Below are 23,175 nucleotides of genomic sequence, written 5' to 3'. Positions count from 1 at the left end.
ACTGTTTGGAGCCTACACATCTGAGACGAGGCGGTGAGAGTATGACACAAGAGTATATAAGAGAAATTAAGCGGGGAGCACTGTCATGGATTGTTGAAAATATCCATTACTTTGATATGAATCATAAAGTAGCGAATGATTTCAGGTGGCGCCTTAAAACATTTATAGAACTCATTTTTCTTACCAATTACCTGATCAGAAATCAGGCAGATGATAAGGAAGTTGCTGTTTTAACGGAGTTTATTACAGAAAGGCTCCGTAATGATCAGCTTGAAGAATTTATTCATTTTGATCCGGACGGTCTCGCCGGATTGGCTATTGCGGGTGAATTTCTTACCTTGACTGATCATCCGTCACGGGCTTCGGTGATATGGGAGCTGGAAAAATTCACGGCAGCGCGTTTTGATTGCAGCCTTGCTAAAATTCCCTTTCGGAAAATGGATCTGAAGTACAGTCTGCAAAGAGCAGGCGTAACCTCGGAAATAACGGATTTTTCTGACTTATATCACTACACAGCAGCTGGTCAGGATATCCCAAATACATATATGACGGATCATGATGCGTACAGCATCACTCATACGATTTTTTATATAACAGACATGGGATGTTCTTCGCTTACGGATAAAGAGTATCATCTGCCGTCCTTAAAAGAAAAGGTCCTGAAATTTCTCGGGATCTATATCTGTCTTGAGAATTTAGATATTACTAGTGAATTATTGATGTGCAGCTCTTTTTTACATATCGACATGGATAAGGACAACCATAAACCGCTCTATGAAGCAGCCTGGAATAAAATCTATCAGGGCCGAATGAAAGAGGGGAATATCCCGAGCATCACCTATCAACATAAACCCGGTTTGAAAGGTGAACAGCGAAGAGAAGATATATTCAAACATTGCTATCATACAACACTTGTCGCCGCGGGTGCCGCGCATGCCTGTCTTAGAGCAGAAAGGAACGATTAGCTTGAACAGATTAGCTGAAGAGGCGGATCAATTTTTATTATCTTTTGCTGAACAATCGCTTCCGGATCAAAAGAGCATTCAGCTGTTTGCCGGCTTCTGCAAATACTACAGGAAGACGAGCCATTCTTCCGCTGTAAAAGAACATACTGAAAGGATTGCCTCCGCTTTCGTTGATAAGTCATGCTGGGAAGATCTGTTTCACTGTAACACGGCCATTGTCAATGAGTTGATTCATATCTATTTAACGGCAAAAGCTTATAAAAAGAAGCAGGGAATGGATTCGGATGATCAGGTCATACGTCACGGATTGCAAAACGGCTATCTTATAAAAAAAGAATGGCCTTATTTTAAATACGCCGAATTCGCTGGTTTGCTGAGCGAGCTGGGAATGTCAACTGACCATGAAAAAGTGCGCTTTTACAAGAATTCGATGTTTCAGCCTTTGCTCCATGACGCATGGAAAAGAACAGCTGAAAACGAGCTGGAGTTTGTCGAGTACTGTCTTCTTCATTTGAATGAGGGAGAGCATCTGCTTCATCCCGGCTTGAAGGCGTCCATTCAAAAATGGCTTGTGTTTTGTCTCGGCAGCCGAAAAATGAAACAGCTGTGCAATATGTTATTTATCCAATCGTGTATCGATCCATTTTTTTATGGCTGTCAAGCGGCTCTTCATCATATAAATAACGAGAATCCATCCATTCATTGTGCTCCGGCTCTTCTGCCGGCGATTGAGATTCTGAATCTGGAGTGTGGAACATGCGGATAGTCAAGGAACATTTTAATATAAAAAAAACAGAAGAATGGCTGCTGGGTTTTTGGAAGAACATTCAGCTGCAGCCGGAAGAAATGGAAGCAGATGATCTCATGCACCTGTTTTGCGGTTTAGCGGCATGTCATCACTTTGAAAAAAGAAAGGATACAGAAGAAGTCATTCTATTCTTAGACCGTTATTTTGGAGAAAAAACGCACGAATGCCATCCGGTCCTGTTCGCGTATGCGTATCATATATACCGCAGGATGGATGCCGCAAAAAGCATCTTTTTTCATAACGGACTTGAACAAATGGTCCGCGGTTTACAAGAGGAACTGAAATCAGAGCCTTCCTCTATGATCCTCATGGTGTTAGCAGCTTATTTTGGAGCGGTGACTCCGGAAGAACTGATCGTGTTCTTAGAAACCGTAATGAAACGTGAGGCCGATTTGCTCATGGCACCGGGCGGCATCCAGGAAGAACAGGCGGATGCCCTTTATGCCGTCACTTATTTGCAAATGAAAGAATTGCAGCCTTTTCTCACGGAATGGTACAAAACATCAGACTTTGCTTTTTCAGGTTTAATGTTAGCCGAGTGCAGAAAGTATCACATTGACGCCGTTGCAAAATACACAGCCATTATGAAATTTCTCCAATTCGATGAGGCGCTTTTTATACGGGAAGGGCGGGAATTTCTACGCTTTCAGCAGCGAAGCAGCGGGAGCTTCGGTTATTTGAATCCATTAGCGATGGACCAAGGGGCGGTCAGCGGCAAATTGCTGGACCGGCAGTATTTCCTGCCGTCCGCTCATTATGCCGCCGCCTCTCTGTCTATGCTGTAATGTCTCTCTTTTGAAAGACGGAAAAAGAAATCAATAAACAAATAAGAAAGTAGATCGCTATAACCGTCACGGAATAGGGGATGTTTAACGTTGAAATCGCATCACCCGCGCTTTTATTTACATAAGCAACGAGGTTTAAATGCGGAAAGAGCGTAAATTTATACCACGTAAATTGGGCAAGCAAATCAGTTCCGCCCAATATACTGCCGGCAAACAGCAGTAAAATCGATAAGCAGAGGGAGAGCGCCTGGCTTTTGCACAATACTGACAAAGTGAACGCAATGGTGACAATGCTTATAATTGATATGAAACGCAAAAGCAGAATGATTCCGGATGCTTTGATTGAACTGATGGTATACAGACTGTCATTTAAATGAGTATAGACGAGCGGATATGAAGCATTGGAAAAACCGAATAACACGCCGCCGATCAGCAAACAGCTCACACAGTAAAATAAGTAAATCATACCGGTAAACAGAAGGGAGGCCAGAAATTTCGATGTTAAAATCCGCCATCTTCGGTTCGGGCTTGTAGCGATAAACTTAATCGTCCCAAGGGCAAACTCTTTAGAAACAACCCCGCTGACGGTTAAAATCGCGGTTAAGCTTACGAAAATCTCAAGCCCGTTTGAAGTAACCGTGCCGAAAAACCTCCAGCCGTTCCATTCATAAGGGTTGATGTTATGCTCCAAATAATAGTCTTTATTCTTAACATCAGCAGAATAATAAACGCCTGTCGTTTCAGCCGGTTTATCAATTTCTTCCTGCTTTTTTTCGGCGAGAAGCCGTTCTTTCCAATTGTTATCCGAGGAAGCATCTAACTCATGATTCATAATAAGGCCGGCCAGCAAAACGATGAGAAACAGGAAGAAAAGAGATAAAAGTGTGCCTTTTTTTCGGGTTATTTTTATGAATTCGTTCTGCGCCAGATGAAATATGCTCATACCGCGTCCTCCTGATCTGTAATCATCATGTATTTCTCTTCCAATGACAAAGTTCTTGCAGAAACGCGGGAAATCAGAATCTCTTTCTCTGCCAAAGATTTAATGACATACGGGATGGTATCTTCTTCCGCTTCCAATTCAATGACGCGGCTGTCTTTTTGCTGTACTTGAAGAATACCTTCCCGCTCTAATATTTCTTTCGCCCTTGCCGGATGATCGACCGTGACGGTAAACAGCTTTTTCTGACCAAGATTATGTCTGTTCTTCATGTCTTCAATTCCTAAAATCCGTCCCTTTTTAATGTAGGCAACCCTATCGCAAATCTCTTCCATTTCCGACAATAAATGGCTTGATAATAAAATAGAAACCCCTTGCTTCGCTAAATCAGAAAGAATGGTGCGCAATTCTTTCATACCTTTAGGATCGAGGCCGTTCATCGGTTCATCCAGAATTAATAACCCGGGATTGTGAAGAAGAGAATAAGCGAGCCCCAAGCGCTGTTTCATGCCTAATGAGAAATGTTTCACTTTTTTGCGGGCAGCCTGATCTAGTCCGACTTTTGCAAGGGTATTCATAAGGTCATCCGTTTTCAGCGAGGTGCTCCGCAGTCTGGTGAAATATTTCAGGTTTTGCAAAGCGGTCATATTCGGATACATATCCGGGCCTTCAATGATAACCCCGATATGTCTCATAAAATATTCAAAGTCGCTGTCCGGTCTGCCTCTGAATGAAATGGCTCCTTCTGTTTTTTTAATAAGCTGTACGATCATTCTGAAAATAGTGGTTTTTCCTGAGCCGTTCGGCCCTAAAAGGCCGAATATCTCGCCTTTTCTTACATCGAAAGAAATTGACTGTACAATAGGGGTATGATTGATTGTTTTAGAGACATCTTTTAATATCAGGGCTGGTTCAGTCATGATATTTGCACACCTTCCTTATGATTTAGGGTAAAAGCCGTCAAAACCGAAGAACATGCTTCCGATCAGGCCGGCAACGATTAAAATGAGAGCAATGCTATACCACATTTTTCGATTCAATGGTTTCCCTCCTTACAACGCTGACATTCCATTTGAAATAGCGCAAAAAGATGCGGAATATCAGTTTCGAAAGATCAAATCCGGCCATAAACACCGCCATACCCGCTCCAAGAACCATACATCCGTTAAAAATGGCTGTTACAATCGGCACTTTTACAAGGAGAAAGAATGATCCGGTCATCAGCATCAGGCCGATCGCCATCAAACTTAACACCGCAACAGAGGCAAAAAGAAACGGTGTCAGCATAAACATGAAGTTGAACATGCCCATACCCAGCATCAGGCCGAATGCTTTGAAAAAGGAGCGCCATGTTTTCTGCTCCTCGGCATCATTGATGAAAATATCCGCTTTTAAGGCGCGCGCAAGTGTTTTGGGGTTTCCTAAATTGCCGGCGATTTGTTCATCGCTTTTTCCTTCAGCGCCGCCCATTTGGAATATTTCGCCGATATCGGCGAGTATCTCTTTTTGCTCAAGTTCCGGCAGATCTTTTATTTCCCGCCGGAGATGTTTTAAATATTGGTCTTTACACATTCATTTTCCCTCCTTAATGATGCTGTTCACTTTTTCGGACAGGTCAAGCCATTCCGATTTTAATGTTTGATGATAAAAGGCGCCTTCTTCTGTTACTTTGTAATATTTGCGTGATGGGCCTTGATCGGAAGCTGCTGTATACGTTTTTAGGCAGTTATTTTTTGTGAGTCTTCGTAATATGGGGTAGATGGTGCCCTCCGATACAGGGAACGTTTCACTTATGATCTTGATTAATTCATAACCATATAAATCTTCATAAAGAAGCAGGGACAACACACAAAGTTCCAACGCTCCTTTTCGTAATTGGCTACTCATTTACTATCATTCCCATCATATCTAATAATTGTATTCTCTATACAGTGTATTGCACAGTAGCTAATCGATCAATAATTCCCAAGAACCATTTGGGATGAGGAATTGAATCTTTATGCTTATGTGCGGGCGGGGACCGAGATGCGCAGCCCTTGCGGGAAGAAGGCCTCCTGAACAATGTTTACATTAATATAGATCAGGATGCGCGTCATTGACAAATGGCAAAAACCCCTTTTTCCATGACAAGGAAAGGGGTTTTTCCGTTATTCGGCCATTTTTTCTAAATTGCCGTTCCGGTCCATTTTAAAGGACGGAGAGGCATGCTCGTCGTCTTCAAATAAAACTAGTTTTCTGGCTCTGTTCATAATTTTCACCAAGGTTTCGTAGTCTTCCTGAATGGTTTTTTGATCTTTTTCAAGCTTTTCGACGGCCGCTTCCAGCTGCTCGGTTTTAGACTGAAGTTCTTGGTTTTCCCGTTTTAAACGGTCATTTTCCATTTGCAGGGCGGAAGTTTGCTTTCCGCTGCCTTCATAGCTCTGCAGAAATTGAATGACGTCTGCCATTGTGAGCTCCGCCTTTTGGCTCGGCTGCTGAGGCGCCAGCAAATGTGATAAACTAGCTAACTCTTCCTTGAAGCTTTCATCGACATAAGGCATATGTTCGCCGGACATGACGGCTTGCCGATCTTCTTTTGGCGCTTCCGTTTGAACCGTCTCTTCGGCTGCGGTTTCCTGCATGATGTCCGCATCCGGTGCAGGCGGCTGGTATAATAGTTTCTTCTTGGCCGGCTGGCCGTTTCCGAGCGCGCGCATCCGCTGTTTCCGCTGTTTTTTGGCAAGCTGAAGCGCTTTTTCATATTGATGGCGGACGACAGCATTCCACCTGAATCCGCACGCTGCCGACGTTCTGTTTAATTTATCGCCTACCTCTTCAAAGGCATTCAGCTGCGTGCTTCCTTCCCGAACGTGACGGAGCACGGTTTCCGCAAGCAGCAGGTCATTTTCCTCCGACCAGGCGTCCTGTCTTTGTTTTGTCAATGTTCTCAACCCCCAATATCTTTGATGGTATTAGAATGTCCAGATTGGAAAATATTTATACAAATTGGCTGAAAGAATGAGAGATACGCAGAGCCTTGCAGGATAAGATGAATCCTTGTACAATGAGATGTGATGTGATTTTTTTCGTTTTTAAAATTAAGATTTAACATAGAGGAACATTGAATGAAGGGAAGCGTACATCATGGCTAATGAATTCCGAGTGTGTGATGATTGCCAGGCCACCAATATTAAGACTTTGCTGCCGCGTTTGAAAGAAGCTGACCCGGATGCAAAAGTGGAGGTCGGATGTCAGTCATATTGCGGGCCCGGACGCAAAAAATCGTTTGCTTTCGTAAACAACCGCCCGCTGTCGGCGCCGACTGAGGACGAGCTGATTGAGAAAGTGAAAAAGAAGATCAAAAAGTAAATGTGTATTTTACGACAGCCTCGCCCGATGGGTCAGGCTTTTTTGCTTCAAAAAATCAATGACGGAAAACTGGAACAAAACGCCGGACAAATTCAAGGATGCTTTCAAATTACAGAGCCGATATAATAGAATCACGGCTAAAAAAAAGAGGGAATGACGATGGCGTATCCAAACGGAAAATTATCAGAAGAAAAAGTGTTTAAAGATCCCGTTCACCGCTATGTTCATGTGCGGGACAAGCTGATCTGGGATTTGATCGGCACCCGTGAATTTCAGCGGCTGCGCCGGATCAAACAGCTCGGTACGACGTATTTGACGTTTCACGGCGCGGAACACAGCCGTTTTAACCATTCTCTCGGCGTCTATGAGATTGTCAGACGAATGGTTGATGATGTTTTTAAAGGGCGTCCTGAATGGGATGACAATGAACGCGAACTCTGTCTCAGCGCCGCGCTTTTGCACGATTTGGGACATGGGCCGTTTTCGCATTCCTTTGAAAAGGTTTTTCATCTGGATCATGAAGACTATACGAGGGAAATCATTCTCGGCGACACCGAGGTGAATCAGGTTCTCAGAAAGGCGGGACCGGGATTTCCGCAGGATGTTGCTGAAGTCATTGCCAAAACATACAAAAACAAGCAGGTGGTCAGCCTGATTTCGAGCCAGATTGACGCCGACAGGATGGATTACCTTCAGCGGGACGCATACTATACGGGCGTCAGCTACGGACATTTTGATATGGAACGGATTTTAAGGGTGATGCGTCCGCGAGAGGACCAGATCGTCATTAAGCAAAGCGGCATGCACGCCGTCGAAGACTATATTATGAGCCGCTATCAAATGTACTGGCAGGTGTATTTTCATCCAGTGACGAGAAGCGCTGAAGTCATTTTGACGAAAATTCTCCACCGTGCGAAGCAGCTCCATGAAGAAGGGTATATATTCACGCATGCTCCCGTTCATTTTTATTCCATTTTTGAAGGGAAGCTGACGCTTGCGGATTATCTGAAGCTTGATGAAGCCATCATTTTATATTATTTCCAGGCTTGGGAGGAAGAAGAGGACCCGATTCTGTCCGACTTGTGCCGCCGCTTCATTAACCGCCAGCTGTTTCAATATGCCGAATTTAACCCCAATGAGGAAATGTCGGCTTATTTTGAACTGACCGCTCTGTTTAAAGAGGCGGGAATTGATCCCAATTATTATTTAGTGGTCGATTCTTCATCGGATCTGCCGTATGATTTTTACCGGCCGGGTGAAGAGGAGGAGCGTCTGCCGATTCACCTGTTAACGCAGAACGGCCAGATCAAAGAGCTGTCCAGGCAGTCCGCCATTGTCGAATCCATTTCGGGCAAACGCCGGACGGACCATAAGCTCTACTATCCGATGGACCTCATTTGTGACGATTCAGAAAACCCTGAAGCAAAATTAAAAATCCGGCAGCTGCTGGGACTGACATAGAAGGATTTTGGTAAAGAAGGAAAAGGAGATGTCGGGAATTTGTTGAAAGAACATGCAAAACTGATGAAGGTGTTCTCGGATTCTGGAGAAATCATCGGGCGGAAAAAGCTGCAGAAAATCATTTATATCGCGAAGAAAATGCAGTATCCTTTCTACGAAAAATATGATTTTCATTTTTACGGCCCGTATTCCGAAGAACTGACGCTTCGAATTGAAGAGCTGTGCAATCTTGGGTTTCTGGATGAGGTGAAGGAAAAAAAGGGCGGCTACTTTCAATACCGGTACTCGCTGACGGAGACGGGAGCCGAGTTTTTACATCATGCGGAGCTTACGATGCCGGATATGAAGAAGTACATCGACAGCGTCAACAGCCGCTCATCCCGGTTTCTGGAGCTGGTGTCTACGATTTTGTATTTTGACGGCCTTGAAGCTGAGGAAAAGAAAGAGAAAGTGTTTACGATAAAAAGCAAACAGAAATATACAGATGAAGAATATGATGAGGCGCTTCACTACATAGAAGAGCTGAAACATATTTGTTAAAGGCGATGGCTTTCGTCTTTTTTGATGAAAAAACCAGGCCGCGATAAAGCGGGCCTGGTTTTGTTTATTGTCTCAATTTGCTGTGCTTGTACGAATATAAAAAGTAAACGATGACGCCGATGATCAGCCAGACGGCAAAATAAAGCCACGTTTTCAGCGGCAGATTGACCATTAAAAACAAACAGCAGATAATGGCCAAAATCGGCAGTACTGGTACAAAAGGCACTTTAAATCCCCGCGGCAGATCCTTATGGGTGCGGCGCAGAATCAGCACGGACAGACTGACCATGGCAAATGTCAATAGCGCGCCGATGTTTGAGAGATCCGACAGCTCTTTCAGATCAACAAAACCCGCGATGCAGGCGCTGATCAGTCCGATCAGCCATGTATTAAAGATCGGCGCTCCCGATTTCTTTCCGACAATGGTAAAGACTTTCGGCAGCATTCCGTCTCTTGCCATCGCAAAAGATATACGGGTCGCCGCATATGTATGGGCGAGAACGACGGCCATCAGTCCGATCACCGCACCGGCAGCGATAACGCCCGCCACCGCGTTTTGTCCGACAGTCTGCAGCACATAAGACATGGCTTCCGGCACATTAAGCTGTGAATACGGAACCATACCCGTCATGACGAGACAGACGATGACGTACACCAATGTACAGATCACCAGTGAACCGATAATACCGATCGGCAGGTTGCGCTGCGGTTTTTTGACTTCTTCAGCCGAAGCGGAAATCGCGTCAAACCCGAGAAACGCAAAAAAGACGGCAGAAGCCCCTGTAATGACGCCTTTGATTCCAAAAGGCATAAAAGGATGCCAATTGCCCGGCTTTACAAAAAAGCTTCCTGTGATGATAAACAGCAAAACAATTCCGATTTTTACGAGAACCATTACATTATTAAAGGTTTTGCTCTCCTTGGAGCCGCGTGACAGAACGACGGCAATTAATAGAGTAATGATGATGGCAGGAAGGTTGACGATGCCCCCCTGGCTCGGCACGTGCAGCAGACTGTCCGGCAAAGGCATGCCGATTTCGGCTAACAGATTATTAAAATAACTTGACCAGCCGCTTGCCACCGCCGACGCCGTCACCATATAAACGGATAAGAGCGTCCAGCCCATTAAATGGCCGACAATTTCTCCCATGGTGGTATAAGAGTAAATATAGGCGCTTCCGTAAACCGGGAGAACAGAAGCGATTTCGGCGTAACATAATGCTGCAAGGCTGCAGACAACGGCTGCAATGATAAAAGAAAAGATTACGGAAGGTCCGGCGTTTTTCGCGGCCGTAATGCCTGTAAGAACCATGACGCCCGTCCCGATGACGGCGCCGATGCCCAGTAATGTTAAATCAAATCCACCCATCGTTTTGGCAGTCTGCCTGTTTCTGCTTTGTTCAAGCAGCTGGGTGATGTCTTTTTTTTGTAGGATATTCCGCAACACGCATCCCTCCATCCAAAAGCAAAAGCCAAGAGGGACTCTTTGGCTTTTACCCGTGTCACATTCTGTGTAATCGACAATCCTGTGTTCTGTTTCCCCGTCTGTTCCGTTTCTTTTCCAGTCATATTGTCTGCCGCATCCGATCAGATTATCCTTTCTGTCAAACGCAGTCACCCTTAATGATTTTACCTGAATCATGTCTATAAAACCAGCATTGCATAAAAGGGATGGGTGAAAAAGTAGGAGATAATAGTCTGTATAGGGCAGGATAAAAGTTGCGGGCTTTCCGGCCGAAATTTTGACTTTCCCCGCGAGGTATCAGTAAAATGTAATAAAAAACAATCAAATGATGATGGATGCATCTTGAAATGGGGAGTTTCTGCATGGAGCACGATAACTTGCAAGCAAATGTACTGGATTACGCGCTCACGAAATATTTAAAGAGCACGAAAAAGCTTGATGAGGCGACAATTCCGAAGAGTATAAACAATATCAGAGGATTTATTCTCAGGATTATTTACCGGCACGGCACGTGCACGATTAAAGATATATTGCAGGAAGTCACATTATCGCCTTCAGCCACGACAACCGCTCTGAATCATTTAGAAAAAGAAGGTTTCGTGGAAAGGTCGAGAAATAACGAAGACCGGCGCACGGTATGGATGACGCTTTCCGAATCGGGAAAAATGGCGGCCATGCAAATGATTGAAAACCGGCAGATGCTCATTGACGAGCTGTTCGAAGCATTGACAGAGGAAGAAAAGAACACCTTTTTCAGCCTCGTTGAAAAAGTAATGAAATAAGCCGGCCTGACATAGCAGCGCCGGCAGTTATCAAGGATTACTCCGTATCGCTGATCCGTTTGCCGGCGACGGCGTAATGATCCTTTCTCATTTCTTCAATCATGACAATGATCTTTTCTTCGGCTGCGCCTGTCGTTTCTTTTACGGCTTCTGTCACTTTTTCAACCAGATTCCGTTTTTGTTCATCTGTGCGGCCTTCAAGCATTTTAACGGTTACGAGCGGCATGGTGCTGATCCTCCTTTATCGTTTCCTCTCTTTGGAAGAGAGGTCACTTATAGTATACTGAATGAAGGACAATCTTGCATTTTTTAAAAAAGGGGATTTTTACATTTGGACAGATTTTTATATTATCCGCTGGAGCTTATGCCCTATGTCGTGATTACGCTGATCGTGGCATTTACGATGCATGAACTGGCGCACGCGTATGTCGCGTATCGGTTCGGAGACGATACCGCGGCGAGACAGGGCAGATTAACGCTCAATCCGATTAAACATCTTGATGTTTTCGGAACGATTCTAATTTTGGTCGCGGGTTTCGGCTGGGCCCGTCCGGTGCCGGTGAACCGCCGCGCCTTTAAAAGACCGCGGCTGGCGGGAGTGCTGGTTTCCGTCGCCGGGCCTGTAAGCAACCTGCTTCTTGCCTTTATCGGTTTCTTTTTGCTAGTGTTGATGCATGCTTACGGAATGGAGCTGCTTTCTGCATTCAGCATGGGGCTTGACCGCTTTTTCTCTATTTGGATTCAGCTGAATCTCGCGCTGTGTTTATTCAACCTGCTGCCGCTTCCTCCGCTTGACGGCTACCGGATTATTGAGGATCTCGTGCCGCCGCGGGTGCGCGCCAAAATGACTCAGTTTGAGAGCTACGGGATTATCGTGTTTCTCGTGCTGTTTGTAACACCGGTCGGCTCCTATGTCGTGTGGCCGCTGTTAAGCGAGGGGAGAGACTGGATTCTTAAGGTATTTGCCATTATATTTCAACCGCTTTTGTAGGAGGGTATTTTCATGGAAGAAAAAAAGAAGAAAACAATCGGATTTAATATTATTAAAAGTGATCCGACCGACGGACATGGCGGTTTCGGCGCCGGGTCGCTGAGCCTTGACAATATTTCTCCGGTATTTGTCGATGTGGAAGAGAAGGAAGCTTTCGTTGACATCGGCGCAATGCATGCCCGCAGTGTCGTTGAAAAAGGCATCAAATTCCTGCCGAACAAAGATGAAGTGCCGAACGGAAAACCGTACTGGCTCGTGTGGGTCACCATCGACAGAAAAGAAGAAGGCCCTTATTACGCGGGTGTGACGGCTTGTGAAATGACCGTGGACAGAAGTATCCGCAGAGGCTATAAGTCATTGCCGGAGCATGTGAATTTAATGGATAAATCAATGAAGCGCCGCATTATCGTGGACAAAATGGACGCCAGCTCAAAGCAGGTGCTTGCTGAATTTCTGCAGAAGCATGACCAAGGGCTCTGGGAACGTTCATCCGATGAATTGAAAACGGGTCTGCTTCCGGGCGAAAAATAATTTGTGAACTTTTTGTGAACTTTATAAATATTTGCACTATTTCGCAATTGTACTGAGTAAACTGTTGATACAGAATCAGGACATGGAAAGTCCCGAGCCGAACCAAGACTCGGGGTTTTTCATGTTTACGCGGAGGTTTCATCATGTTCACCGTCTTTGACATCGGGCCTTGGGTCATTGAAGCAGATACGGCGGAAACGAGAAAACAATATGAAAAATCATGGGCTGATCCCTGCGATTGCGGGAGCTGCCGGAACTTTTCCGAGGCGGTGAATCTCCTTCCCGCCGAGAAAACAAGATTGTTTAGGCAGTTTGGGATTCGTCCGGCTGTCTGTCACGATTTGGGGGAGCATGGAAAGGAAAACGGCCTGCATCATTATGCGGGCAGCTATCCGATTGTCGGCAGGCTTAGGGAAGGCTGGCCAAAGTTTCATATCGAGAGGGCGGGAGATATCCGCTTTTCGTTTTCATTGGCGAGTACAACATTTTTTATACCGAAGGGTTTTCCTGACCCTATTATCCATCTCGACTTTTCACTCTTGCTCCCATGGGTGCTTGAGGAAGACGCGGAGTAAAGCCCGGCGCGCAATGCACCGGGCTCAGTCTTTTTTGCCGAGCCACTTATCCCACCACTTTTTGCGGGGAGCTTCTTTACGGGCGGGGACGTGTTCCTTTTCTTTTTTAGACGGTTCCGGTCCGTAGCACACATCCGCGGGCTCTGTGCCTGCGATGAAATACGTATAATGCTTTGCGGCGCATCCGGGTCCGGAAGTGTAGCCGGAAGCGGGATCGATATAGACGCCCGTGACGCCCTTCGGCGGTTTAAGCGCTATTTCCGGTTCTCCTTCGAGCGCCTTCTCCATAAAGTCCGCCCAAATCGTCTTCGCATAGCTTTTTTCTTCTACTGAATCAATCGTGCTGCTTTTGTCATAGCCTGTCCACACACCGGCGGCAAGAGCGGGATTAAAGCCGATCATCCAGCTGTCTGCGCTGGTCGTGCCTGATTTACCGCCATAGGTTCGGGTCAGCCGGTCAGAAATGGTGCGTCCCGTGACGGAAGTATAGCCGTTTAAATCCTGATCAAACATGCCCGTCATCATGCTCGCCGTCACAAAAGCGGCTTTTTTATCAAGCGTCTGCTGATGTCCGCGCGGCTGTTCATACAAGACGTTGCCGGCGGTATCCGTCACTTTTGTGATAAAGGAAGGGGAGATTTGTTTTCCCCCGTTTGCGAGCATCGCATAGGCATTAACCATCTCAATCGGGCGCACGGGTTCAGTTCCGAGTGCCAGAGACGGAAGGGGCTTTAAATGTTCGCTGATGCCGAATTCCTTTGCCGCCGACACGAGCTTATTCATGCCGAGAAAGAGATGGGTCTTCACGGCATAGATGTTGTCTGATAACGCAAGCGCCTGAAGCAGCGTAATCGGTTTATTGGCGTAGTAGCCGTTGTAATTGCTTGGAGAATAGGTATCTCCGTTTTCGTCAATCTGGAACTCAGTGGCTTCGCTTTTCATCAGCGTGACCGGTGTAAAGCCGCTTTGAATCGCTTTGTAGTACAAAAGCGGCTTGATCGTGGAAGCCGGCTGCCGTTTCGCCTGTGTCGCCCGGTCAAACGGGCTTTTTTCGTAGTCACGTCCGCCGAGAAGCGCAAGCACGCGCCCTGTTGCCGGATCAATCGCGGAAAAGCCGACCTGAATGTCAGAGCCGGTACGGATCGTATGTGCCACAGTGTTTTCCGCGATCCGCTGCATGCGCTTATCAAGCGTTGTATAAACACGCAACCCGCTCGTTGCGAGCTGTTCACGCGTCATGCCGAGCTTTTTCTCGAGTTCTTTCATCGCATCGTCGTAAAAATAAGGCGCCGTTTTCGCTGCGGTTCTGTTTTTCAGCGGCTGATAGGCAAGCGGCGTTTTCTTAAGCCTTTCCGCCTTTTCTTTTGAGATCATTTTTTGTCCGGCCATCAGACGGAGAATGGTTTCCTGGCGCTGTTTGGCCTTCTTTTCGCTGACATATGGCGAATAGCCGGACGGGCCTTTCGGTATGCCCGCCAAAAGCACGGCTTCCGCATCGTTCAGATCTTTGGCGTGTTTGCCGAAATACAGGCGGGAGGCGGCTTCAATTCCGTATGCGCCGTGGCCGTAATATATCGTATTTACATAACCTTCTAAAATCTCGTTTTTAGAATAGTTCTGTTCAAGGCGGATCGTGTAAAATGCTTCGTTCCATTTTCGTTTCCATGTTTTATCATGCTCAAGGTAGAGATTTCTCGCGTATTGCTGGGTGATGGTGCTGGCGCCCTGAACCTTGGCCATTGCCTTTATGTCAGCCAGCGCGGCGGCGGCCATCCGCCGGTAATCAAAACCGTGGTGATTGTAAAAGTTTTGATCCTCCACCGCAATCGCGGCCTGCACTGCTGTCGGATTGATATCTTTTAACCGGACCCAGTAGCGCTTTTCCCCGAAATCGGTCTCACCTAGCTTTGAGCCGTCATTTGCATAAAGAATCGTAGACTGAGGAACCCGGACGGAGGGGGCGCCCTGCCATTTCGCTGCAAGAAGAACGGATGTGAAGCAGACGCCGGCCAGCATTCCGCCGATCAGTGTCAGAAAGATGCAGGCGCGGATGATTTTGAGCGTGATTCTGAGCTGTTTTCCAGATACTTTATCCACTTTTGGGAACCCCCTTTTTCATGATTCTATTATTATGTGAAAAAAGGGGGTTTTTTAAACATATCAAACCGGACACTTCTTTACTTTTTCCCCTCCATCCTCTATACTTTTTCCTTAGGTGAAAATGAGATTTTAACCGGAATAAAAGCGATACAGACGCTTACAATAAATGAAATAAGCCTTGAAAGGGAGATGACAATTGAGCGAGCTTTGGTATACGGAGAAGCAGACGAAGAATTTCGGCATTACATTAAAGGTGAAACAAACATTACATACGGAACAGACGGAATTTCAGCATCTGGAAATGGTGGAGACAGAAGAATTCGGCAACATGCTGTTCTTAGACGGAATGGTCATGACTTCTGAAAAAGACGAATTCGTCTATCATGAAATGGTTGCGCACGTCCCGTTATTTACGCACCCGAATCCGGAAAACGTCCTCGTTGTCGGCGGCGGAGACGGCGGTGTCATCAGAGAGATTCTGAAGCACCCAAGCGTAAAAAAAGCGACGCTTGTCGACATTGACGGCAAGGTTATTGAATACTCTAAAAAATTCCTTCCGTCCATTGCGGGCAAGCTTGATGATCCGCGCGTCGACGTGAGAGTCGATGACGGTTTCATGCACATTGCGAAATCAGAGAATGAGTATGACGTCATCATGGTTGATTCAACAGAACCGGTCGGACCGGCCGTCAATCTGTTCTCAAAAGGCTTCTATGCCGGAATTTCCAAGGCGTTAAAAGAAGACGGCATCTTCGTCGCGCAGACGGACAACCCGTGGTTTACACCGGAACTGATTACAAACGTACAGCGTGACGTGAAAGAAATCTTCCCGATCACCCGCCTGTATACGGCTAATATCCCGACGTACCCGAGCGGCTTGTGGACATTTACGATCGGTTCTAAAAAGTACGATCCGCTTGAAGTGGAGGACAGCCGTTTCTTTGACATCGACACGAAATATTACACGAAAGAGCTTCACAAAGCGGCATTTGTTCTTCCGAAATTTGTGAGCGACTTAATCAAATAAAAACGTACGGCGCAGGAGCGAATCTTGCGCTTTTTTACAGGAAAGCGAGGGTTTTATCATGAGGTTTGATGAAGCATATTCAGGAAAAGTATTTATCGCAAGCCGCCCCGACTGGAAAGAGGCGGACGCCATCCTTTACGGCATGCCGATGGATTGGACGGTCAGCTACCGTCCGGGTTCGCGTTTCGGCCCAGGGAGAATCCGCGAGGTGTCTATCGGTCTTGAAGAATACAGCCCGTATCTCGACCGTGACTTGGCTGATTTGAATTTCTTTGACGCCGGCGACATTCCGCTTCCGTTCGGCAATCCGCAAAGAAGCCTTGATATGATTGAAGAATACGTGGACAGCATTTTAGAAAAAGGAAAGTTCCCGCTCGGCATGGGAGGGGAGCACCTTGTATCATGGCCTGTCATAAAAGCCATGTATAAGAAGTTTCCGGACCTTGCCATCATTCATTTTGACGCGCACACCGACCTGCGCACGGATTATGAAGGTGAACCGCTTTCCCACTCTACTCCGATCCGCAAAGCGGCCGAGCTCATCGGACCGCAAAACGTATTTTCATTCGGCATCCGTTCCGGAATGAAGGAAGAATTTGAATGGGCGAAAGAAAACGGCATGCACATTTCTAAGTTTGAAGTGCTTGAGCCGCTGAAAAAAGTGCTGCCGCAGCTTGCGGGACGCCCTGTTTATGTCACCATCGATATCGACGTTCTTGATCCCGCTCATGCGCCGGGAACGGGCACGGTTGACGCAGGAGGCATCACGTCTAAAGAATTACTCGCGTCCATCCATGAAATCGCGCGCTCAGAAGTCAACGTAAAAGGCGCTGACCTCGTAGAAGTCGCGCCGGTCTATGACCACTCAGAACAAACCGCAAACACGGCAAGCAAGATGATCCGTGAAATGCTGCTTGGGTTTGTGAAATAGAAAGAAGAAAACCCGGAATAACAGGGCAGAAGCAGCCTTTGTTCCGGGTTTTTTGTAATAGATATTAAAACACTCGAGGGGATTGTCCCCGCAAACCTAAAATGAAATCTTTCATAATAAATTCAAATCATGGCGCGTTCAGAAACATAATAATGAGGAGTTAAGCTATTCATTATCCCTGCTGATACTAATATCGTACTCACAGCAAAACAGACTATAAGTAATTTATACTTCAATTTCATATAAATTCACTCCTCCTTCGATCTGCTGTCTGGCTTCTTCAACTTTTAAAAAGTAGACAGAAGCTTTTTTATATTCTTCTTTTGTGTAATAATATTTAGCTACATCAAGGGCTAATTCCTCAATATCAGCATACATCAGTTTACTTTCAAGAAAATGCAGACAATCGTTTATTAATGTATCTCTTGGATCCGGCATATATAAATATTCCAAAAATTTAAATTTTTCCTCGTAAATTATATCATCTATTTCCTTACATATTGAGATACCTTTTTTATGATAATCGTACGCATTATCTATATTTTCTAACTTAAAATAAATCTGTGTAAGTAAGAAGTAGGGCTGCGGAAGTGAATGGCTCATTTGAGCTTTTTCAAAAACAGCTATGGCTTCTTTTAAATGGGGAATAGCCTCGACTTTATTGTTTTGATTATTATGGCATAAAGCGATGTTAAAAAGTGTTCTCCCCATTAATTGCGGCTGCTGCTCCAATTCAGCCATCGTATATGCCTTTTGAAAGTGGGAAATCGCGTGATCGTATTGCTTTACATCAAGATAATTAGCCCCAAATAAAGAATGGCACTGGGTTAATCTAATATTGTATTTTTTTTCATCTTTATAAATTAAATAAGCCTGCCGCGCATAATCCATCGATACATAAGTTTGTTTCATATAATAATAGACTTCTGACATTTTAAAGTAAAATTCAGCTTTTTCTATATGATCTTTAACGTACGTCAGTTTGCTTTCAGCTTTCTTAAAAAACTGAATCGCTGAAAGATATTCACGGCATTCCAGCTCATACATCCCCCGGAAAAAATTAAAATAATAATCAAGCCGTCCGGTCAGCCGGGCCTGCTTTTTATCAATATCCGCGAGCAGATCCGATAGTCTCGGCTGTTCTTCTATCCGCTGCGATTCCAGCGGTTCGAGGTATTCGAGCATCAGATTGTGGCGGAATTCCATGAGAGAATAGTATAGATGAAGATCCTGATCATCTTCCAGGCCTGCAAGTTCTTCTTTGATTTCTCTCCGCAAGTACTCGGCGTCCGGGATGCTGAACCTTCGAATGTACATATACCATTCGTTGATTTTTTCTCCAACCGCTGAAGACGATAAAACACTCGCCACTATTCCGAATCCCTCCCTTCCACGTTATGTATATGACATATTTTATCATTTTCATTCGGAAGGATAGCGCAAAAATACCGCAAACTTTTCCCCTTTGACAAAGCCGTCCGCCGAAGGAACCGCATTTTTCCCGCAGCCCGGGATTTCCGGTTTTTTCATTTTCCTTAAAAATCATGTTTATCTTCAAAACCAATCAGCAAAGATGGTAAGATAGGAGGAAGCGGTTGAACTTTTTCCCTTGAAAACTTATACTATTCAGGTTAAGCGGGATGATGAAAAGGAAGTGTCAGCATGAGACAGGAGACACCAGTAGCCATTCATGTGCAATCATTCATACACAACGGCTCAGAAGAAGAGTCGGTTGAATTTACATCGAGTGGATTCTATTACGTGAGAAACGGCAAAACGTATCTTTCCTATCACGAAGAGCATGATTTGGGCAAGATTAAAACGGTCGTCAAGATTACAGAAAAAGAGATTCTCGTGATGAGATCGGGCGCCATCCAAATGAAACAGCGGTTCATTCCGGGGGCATCGACACTCACTCAATATAAACTGCCGTTCGGACAAATGGAGCTCCGTACGGAAACAAAAAACATACAAGCTGATGTCGGCGGTTCGGAAGGCTCCGTCAAAATGACATATAACATGACTGTAGGCGAAAACCAAGAACATGTACATAACATGACGATCCAATATAAGGAGGAAACAAAGGCATGAATATTGCGGAACAAATGAAGGACGTGCTGAAGGAAGAGATCAAAGCGGCCGTTCTGAAAGCGGGCCTGGCGGACGAAAGCCAGATTCCAAGCGTACTGTTAGAAACGCCGAAAGACAAAACACACGGTGATTATTCCACAAACATGGCGATGCAGCTGGCGAGAATCGCAAAAAAAGCGCCGCGCCAAATCGCTGAGGAGCTCGTGGCGTCATTTGATAAAGGCAAAGCTTCCATTGAAAAGATGGATATTGCGGGGCCCGGCTTTATCAACTTTTACATGAACAACAGCTACTTAACAAAACTGATTCCGTCCGTGCTTGAAGCGGGTGAACATTACGGAGAGACAAACATCGGACAAGGCGAAAAGATTCAGGTCGAATTCGTATCGGCCAACCCGACGGGAGATCTTCACTTAGGCCATGCGCGCGGCGCGGCGGTAGGTGACGCGCTGTGCAGCGTGCTTTCTAAAGCGGGCTATGATGTGAGCCGTGAATACTATATTAATGATGCGGGCAACCAGATTAACAACCTGGCGCTTTCCGTTGAAGTCCGTTATTTTGAAGCGCTCGGCCTCGAGAAACCGATGCCGGAAGACGGTTACCGCGGCGAGGATATTATCGCCATCGGGAAAAAGCTTGCCGAAGATTTCGGCGATCGTTTCGTACATGAAGAGGAGAGCGAACGTCAGGCGTTTTTCCGTGAATACGGCTTAAAGTACGAGCTTGATAAACTTCACTCCGACCTGGAAAATTTCCGCGTGCCGTTTGACGTATGGTATTCTGAAACGTCACTGTACGAAAACGGAAAAATTGATCAGGCGCTCGAGGCGCTTCGCGAAAAGGGCCATGTATACGAAGAGGACGGCGCGACATGGTTCCGTTCCACAACGTTCGGCGACGATAAAGACCGTGTGCTGATCAAAAAAGACGGTTCATACACTTATTTGCTGCCGGATATCGCATACCATAAAGACAAACTTGACCGCGGATTCGACAAGCTCATCAATGTATGGGGCGCGGATCACCACGGGTATATTCCGCGTATGAAAGCGGCAATTGAAGCGCTCGGTTACAAGAAAGGCACATTGGAAGTTGAGATCATTCAGCTCGTTCATTTATACAAAAACGGCGAAAAAATGAAGATGAGCAAACGTACGGGGAAAGCCGTAACGATGCGCGACTTGATTGAAGAAGTCGGCTTGGATGCCGTGCGTTATTTCTTCGCGATGCGCAGTGCTGATACGCACATGGATTTTGACTTGGATCTTGCCGTATCCACATCTAACGAAAACCCTGTGTATTATGCGCAATACGCACATGCACGTATTTGCAGCATGCTTCGCCAAGGGGAGGAGCAGGGACTTAAACCGGCGGCAGATCTTGATTTCGGCCATATTCAATCAGAAAAAGAATATGACCTGCTGAAAACAATCGGCGGCTTCCCTGAGGCAGTGGCAGAAGCGGCGGAAAAACGCATTCCTCACCGTGTCACAAACTATATTTATGATCTGGCTTCCGCTCTGCACAGCTTCTACAATGCAGAGAAAGTCATCGATCCGGAAAATAAAGAGAAGAGCCGCGCGCGTCTCGCTTTAATGAAGGCGACGCAAATTACGCTGAACAATGCGCTTCAGCTGATCGGCGTATCCGCTCCGGAAAAAATGTAATGATGATCAAAGGACAAAGTCTTCGGGCTTTGTTCTTTTTTTTGCATATAAAGCGTGTGATGTAATTCACAATCCCGCACACTGAGTTTTTGTATGATAAGACTGATATTGAATCAGTGAAAGGGGCAAGCCGAATGATCAATCGTCAACATATTCAATTATCGTTGCAGTCATTAAGCTTAGTGGCAGGGTTTATGGTGTGGGTGCTGATTTCATCGCTCATTTCTCAAATGACATCAGATATTCATTTAAGCAAAGGCGAGATTTCATTGGTGACGGCGATTCCCGTTATTCTCGGATCGCTTCTCCGTATTCCTTTAGGATATTTAACGAACAGGTATGGCGCGCGGCTGATGTTTATGATCAGCTTCATCCTGCTTTTGTTTCCCGTATTTTGGATCAGTATCGCGGATTCTTTATTTGATTTAATTGCGGGCGGCTTTTTCTTAGGGATCGGGGGAGCGGTATTCTCCATCGGAGTGACGTCCCTCCCGAAATATTATCCGAAAGAAAAGCACGGTGTCGTCAATGGGATTTACGGTGCCGGAAACATCGGGACCGCCGTTACTACCTTTGCCGCGCCAGTTATCGCTCAAGCCGCGGGATGGAATGCAACCGTGCAGATGTATCTTGTTTTGCTGGCTGTTTTCGCATTACTGCACGTTTTGTTCGGCGACCGGCATGAGAAGAAAGTCAAAGTTTCCATAAAGACACAAATGAAAGCCGTTTACCGAAATCATGTGCTGTGGATGTTGAGCCTGTTTTATTTTATTACGTTCGGCTCCTTTGTCGCCTTTACCATCTATCTTCCGAATTTTTTGGTTGAGCATTTTGGGCTGAGCCCTGCGGACGCCGGTCTGCGGACGGCCGGCTTTATAGCGGTCTCTACGCTGCTCAGGCCTGTGGGAGGGTTTCTGGCAGATAAACTGAGCCCGCTCCGCATTCTGATGTTTGTTTTCGCAGGGCTTACGCTGTCAGGCGTCATGCTGTCATTCTCCCCGGCGATCGGCCTTTATGCGTTCGGATCGCTGACGGTGGCAGTCTGCTCAGGGATTGGAAACGGGACGGTATTTAAACTGGTGCCTTTCTATTTTTCGAAGCAAGCGGGGATTGCCAACGGTATTGTGTCTGCCATGGGCGGACTGGGCGGTTTTTTCCCTCCGCTGATTCTGGCAAGTGTATTTCAGGCGACAGGCCAATACGCGATCGGGTTTATGGCGCTTTCAGAGGTTGCGTTAGCCAGCTTTGTCCTTGTGATCTGGATGTATTGGCAGGAAAGAATGAAAACACATACGGAGAGAAACAGTCATAGCCTTGATTCATAATGATCCATTCACAAGATTGTTAATTTTTTCTGGGTGAGTGCAAATCAAGTCACGTTACAATATACATACGCAACGTGACTTTCTTCGAGGTGAGCTCATGAATATTCTCTCTGTCCGAAAATCTGATAAAGAACTTCTTTCCCGCGAACTGCATGAATTGCTGGAATCGATCAGTACGAAAAGGAAAATGAAAAAACACACGTATTTGTTTCGAGAAGGAATGGATGCAGAAGAGCTTTATCTGATTCAATCAGGACTCATTGAAATCGGCAAGCTGACATCTGATGGAAAAGACCTGACGCTTAGAATCTGCCAGAAACACGATATTGTCGGGGAATTGACGCTATTCACAGATGAGCCGAGATATATGCTCAGTGCGAAAGTGTTAGAGGACGGGGAGGTGCTCGTCATTAATAAAAACAAGCTGGAAAAGGAATTGATCCAAAACGGTGTTTTAACGTTTGAATTTATGAAATGGATGAGCACCCATCTGCGAAAAATCCAGTCTAAGATCAGGGATCTGCTTCTTCACGGCAAAAAGGGGGCGCTCTATTCCACCCTTATCCGCTTATCAAACAGCTACGGGGTGGAACGAAGCGACGGGATTCTGATTAACATTGTGCTGACAAATCAGGATTTGGCTAAGTTTTGCGCGGCGGCAAGGGAGAGCGTCAACCGCATGCTGGGAGACCTCCGCAAACAAGGGGTTATTTCGATAGACGAAACCGGAAAAATTATTTTGCACAAACGGGACTATTTACGATGTGAGATCGAGTGTGAAAATTGTCCGCTTGAGATCTGCAATATTGACTGAAAAAACAAGGGCAGCCGATGTCCTTGTTT

General features: G+C 45.8%; 26 protein-coding genes. 16 read left to right on the top strand and 10 right to left on the bottom strand.

Going from position 1 to position 23,175, the window contains the following annotated elements:
* The first annotated feature begins 41 nt into the window (after window positions 1-41).
* The 3 genes from NYE38_RS18485 to NYE38_RS18475 are packed head-to-tail and all read left to right on the top strand — an operon-like array spanning window position 42 to window position 2,558.
* Entirely contained in the window at window positions 42-965 is a 924-nt protein-coding gene (locus NYE38_RS18485) for a hypothetical protein (protein WP_017418697.1), read from the top strand.
* A complete protein-coding gene (locus NYE38_RS18480; RefSeq protein ID WP_025649391.1) occupies window positions 934-1,731 on the top strand; it encodes a hypothetical protein in 798 nt (265 codons plus the stop codon). The genes NYE38_RS18485 and NYE38_RS18480 overlap by 32 nt, the downstream gene beginning before the upstream one ends.
* Window positions 1,722-2,558, top strand: coding sequence for a hypothetical protein (locus tag NYE38_RS18475; protein ID WP_017418699.1), 837 nt, complete (start codon window positions 1,722-1,724; stop codon window positions 2,556-2,558). Before NYE38_RS18480 ends, NYE38_RS18475 begins: the two co-directional genes overlap by 10 nt.
* On the opposite strand, the gene NYE38_RS18470 is transcribed toward NYE38_RS18475, so the two are convergent.
* The 5 genes from NYE38_RS18470 to NYE38_RS18450 all read right to left on the bottom strand — a co-directional run bounded on the left by NYE38_RS18470 (window position 2,548) and on the right by NYE38_RS18450 (window position 6,419).
* Window positions 2,548-3,501 (bottom strand): ABC transporter permease, encoded by a 954-nt coding sequence (locus NYE38_RS18470; RefSeq protein ID WP_014419138.1) that lies wholly within the window; start codon window positions 3,499-3,501, stop codon window positions 2,548-2,550. The two genes, NYE38_RS18475 and NYE38_RS18470, sit on opposite strands and share 11 nt — an antisense overlap.
* The gene (locus tag NYE38_RS18465) at window positions 3,498-4,418 is read right to left on the bottom strand and encodes an ATP-binding cassette domain-containing protein (RefSeq protein ID WP_017418700.1); all 921 of its coding nucleotides are present in this window, start codon (window positions 4,416-4,418) and stop codon (window positions 3,498-3,500) included. Before NYE38_RS18465 ends, NYE38_RS18470 begins: the two co-directional genes overlap by 4 nt.
* Window positions 4,419-4,515: 97 nt before the next feature.
* Entirely contained in the window at window positions 4,516-5,070 is a 555-nt protein-coding gene (locus tag NYE38_RS18460; RefSeq protein ID WP_017418702.1) for a DUF1700 domain-containing protein, read from the bottom strand.
* The gene (locus NYE38_RS18455; protein WP_026092292.1) at window positions 5,071-5,385 is read right to left on the bottom strand and encodes a PadR family transcriptional regulator; all 315 of its coding nucleotides are present in this window, start codon (window positions 5,383-5,385) and stop codon (window positions 5,071-5,073) included.
* A 260-nt stretch (window positions 5,386-5,645) separates the two neighbouring features.
* The gene (locus NYE38_RS18450) at window positions 5,646-6,419 is read right to left on the bottom strand and encodes an RsfA family transcriptional regulator (RefSeq protein ID WP_012118695.1); all 774 of its coding nucleotides are present in this window, start codon (window positions 6,417-6,419) and stop codon (window positions 5,646-5,648) included.
* Window positions 6,420-6,621: 202 nt separating this feature from the next.
* Here NYE38_RS18450 and NYE38_RS18445 point away from each other — a divergent pair, with 202 nt between their 5' ends.
* From NYE38_RS18445 to NYE38_RS18435, 3 genes are all read left to right on the top strand, one after another.
* Complete coding sequence (locus tag NYE38_RS18445) at window positions 6,622-6,846, top strand: DUF1450 domain-containing protein (protein WP_003151034.1); 225 nt, start codon at window positions 6,622-6,624, stop codon at window positions 6,844-6,846.
* A 159-nt stretch (window positions 6,847-7,005) separates the two neighbouring features.
* Entirely contained in the window at window positions 7,006-8,307 is a 1,302-nt protein-coding gene (locus NYE38_RS18440; RefSeq protein WP_003151035.1) for an HD domain-containing protein, read from the top strand.
* A 39-nt stretch (window positions 8,308-8,346) separates the two neighbouring features.
* Window positions 8,347-8,847 carry a YwgA family protein gene (locus NYE38_RS18435; RefSeq protein WP_007407653.1) on the top strand — a complete coding sequence of 167 codons (501 nt, stop codon included), beginning with the start codon at window positions 8,347-8,349 and terminating at the stop codon, window positions 8,845-8,847.
* 64 nt (window positions 8,848-8,911) lie between these two features.
* On the opposite strand, the gene NYE38_RS18430 is transcribed toward NYE38_RS18435, so the two are convergent.
* Window positions 8,912-10,306 carry an amino acid permease gene (locus tag NYE38_RS18430; protein WP_050496158.1) on the bottom strand — a complete coding sequence of 465 codons (1,395 nt, stop codon included), beginning with the start codon at window positions 10,304-10,306 and terminating at the stop codon, window positions 8,912-8,914.
* 368 nt (window positions 10,307-10,674) lie between these two features.
* Between NYE38_RS18430 and NYE38_RS18425 the strand changes: the two genes are divergently transcribed.
* Entirely contained in the window at window positions 10,675-11,094 is a 420-nt protein-coding gene (locus NYE38_RS18425; protein WP_134986721.1) for a MarR family transcriptional regulator, read from the top strand.
* A gap of 37 nt (window positions 11,095-11,131) precedes the next feature.
* Here NYE38_RS18425 and NYE38_RS18420 read toward each other — a convergent pair whose 3' ends face one another.
* Window positions 11,132-11,320, bottom strand: a complete 189-nt coding sequence (locus NYE38_RS18420; RefSeq protein ID WP_003151042.1) for a 2-hydroxymuconate tautomerase — start codon at window positions 11,318-11,320, stop codon at window positions 11,132-11,134.
* Window positions 11,321-11,425: 105 nt separating this feature from the next.
* Here NYE38_RS18420 and NYE38_RS18415 point away from each other — a divergent pair, with 105 nt between their 5' ends.
* The 3 genes from NYE38_RS18415 to NYE38_RS18405 all read left to right on the top strand — a co-directional run bounded on the left by NYE38_RS18415 (window position 11,426) and on the right by NYE38_RS18405 (window position 13,191).
* Window positions 11,426-12,085 carry a site-2 protease family protein gene (locus NYE38_RS18415; protein WP_003151043.1) on the top strand — a complete coding sequence of 220 codons (660 nt, stop codon included), beginning with the start codon at window positions 11,426-11,428 and terminating at the stop codon, window positions 12,083-12,085.
* Between the two features lie 12 nt (window positions 12,086-12,097).
* Window positions 12,098-12,616 carry a YwhD family protein gene (locus NYE38_RS18410; RefSeq protein ID WP_015387555.1) on the top strand — a complete coding sequence of 173 codons (519 nt, stop codon included), beginning with the start codon at window positions 12,098-12,100 and terminating at the stop codon, window positions 12,614-12,616.
* Between the two features lie 143 nt (window positions 12,617-12,759).
* Window positions 12,760-13,191 carry a hypothetical protein gene (locus tag NYE38_RS18405; RefSeq protein ID WP_017418704.1) on the top strand — a complete coding sequence of 144 codons (432 nt, stop codon included), beginning with the start codon at window positions 12,760-12,762 and terminating at the stop codon, window positions 13,189-13,191.
* Between the two features lie 24 nt (window positions 13,192-13,215).
* On the opposite strand, the gene NYE38_RS18400 is transcribed toward NYE38_RS18405, so the two are convergent.
* On the bottom strand, window positions 13,216-15,288 hold the full coding sequence (locus NYE38_RS18400) for a transglycosylase domain-containing protein (RefSeq protein ID WP_017418705.1): 2,073 nt from the start codon (window positions 15,286-15,288) through the stop codon (window positions 13,216-13,218).
* A gap of 199 nt (window positions 15,289-15,487) precedes the next feature.
* Here NYE38_RS18400 and speE point away from each other — a divergent pair, with 199 nt between their 5' ends.
* Both speE and speB read left to right on the top strand, forming a co-directional pair.
* The gene (speE, locus tag NYE38_RS18395) at window positions 15,488-16,318 is read left to right on the top strand and encodes a spermidine synthase (protein ID WP_003151052.1); all 831 of its coding nucleotides are present in this window, start codon (window positions 15,488-15,490) and stop codon (window positions 16,316-16,318) included.
* Between the two features lie 58 nt (window positions 16,319-16,376).
* Window positions 16,377-17,249 carry an agmatinase gene (gene speB / locus NYE38_RS18390; protein ID WP_007614448.1) on the top strand — a complete coding sequence of 291 codons (873 nt, stop codon included), beginning with the start codon at window positions 16,377-16,379 and terminating at the stop codon, window positions 17,247-17,249.
* A gap of 122 nt (window positions 17,250-17,371) precedes the next feature.
* On the opposite strand, the gene NYE38_RS18385 is transcribed toward speB, so the two are convergent.
* Both NYE38_RS18385 and NYE38_RS18380 read right to left on the bottom strand, forming a co-directional pair.
* A complete protein-coding gene (locus NYE38_RS18385) occupies window positions 17,372-17,491 on the bottom strand; it encodes a PhrC/PhrF family phosphatase-inhibitory pheromone (protein ID WP_017418707.1) in 120 nt (39 codons plus the stop codon).
* Window positions 17,475-18,620 carry a Rap family tetratricopeptide repeat protein gene (locus tag NYE38_RS18380; protein WP_024085922.1) on the bottom strand — a complete coding sequence of 382 codons (1,146 nt, stop codon included), beginning with the start codon at window positions 18,618-18,620 and terminating at the stop codon, window positions 17,475-17,477. The genes NYE38_RS18385 and NYE38_RS18380 overlap by 17 nt, the downstream gene beginning before the upstream one ends.
* 291 nt (window positions 18,621-18,911) lie before the next feature.
* Here NYE38_RS18380 and NYE38_RS18375 point away from each other — a divergent pair, with 291 nt between their 5' ends.
* From NYE38_RS18375 to fnr, 4 genes are all read left to right on the top strand, one after another.
* A complete protein-coding gene (locus NYE38_RS18375; RefSeq protein ID WP_014419128.1) occupies window positions 18,912-19,340 on the top strand; it encodes a DUF1934 family protein in 429 nt (142 codons plus the stop codon).
* Window positions 19,337-21,007, top strand: a complete 1,671-nt coding sequence (argS, locus tag NYE38_RS18370) for an arginine--tRNA ligase (RefSeq protein WP_340801777.1) — start codon at window positions 19,337-19,339, stop codon at window positions 21,005-21,007. The genes NYE38_RS18375 and argS overlap by 4 nt, the downstream gene beginning before the upstream one ends.
* Window positions 21,008-21,141: 134 nt before the next feature.
* Window positions 21,142-22,332, top strand: a complete 1,191-nt coding sequence (narK, locus tag NYE38_RS18365; protein WP_017418712.1) for a nitrate transporter NarK — start codon at window positions 21,142-21,144, stop codon at window positions 22,330-22,332.
* A gap of 97 nt (window positions 22,333-22,429) precedes the next feature.
* Complete coding sequence (fnr, locus tag NYE38_RS18360; protein WP_326128228.1) at window positions 22,430-23,146, top strand: fumarate/nitrate reduction transcriptional regulator Fnr; 717 nt, start codon at window positions 22,430-22,432, stop codon at window positions 23,144-23,146.
* The last annotated feature ends 29 nt before the right edge of the window (window positions 23,147-23,175 follow it).

This window comes from Bacillus sp. EU63, assembly GCF_038592915.1.
Taxonomy (GTDB): domain Bacteria; phylum Bacillota; class Bacilli; order Bacillales; family Bacillaceae; genus Bacillus; species Bacillus velezensis.
This window is presented reverse-complemented; position numbering and strand designations above follow the sequence as displayed.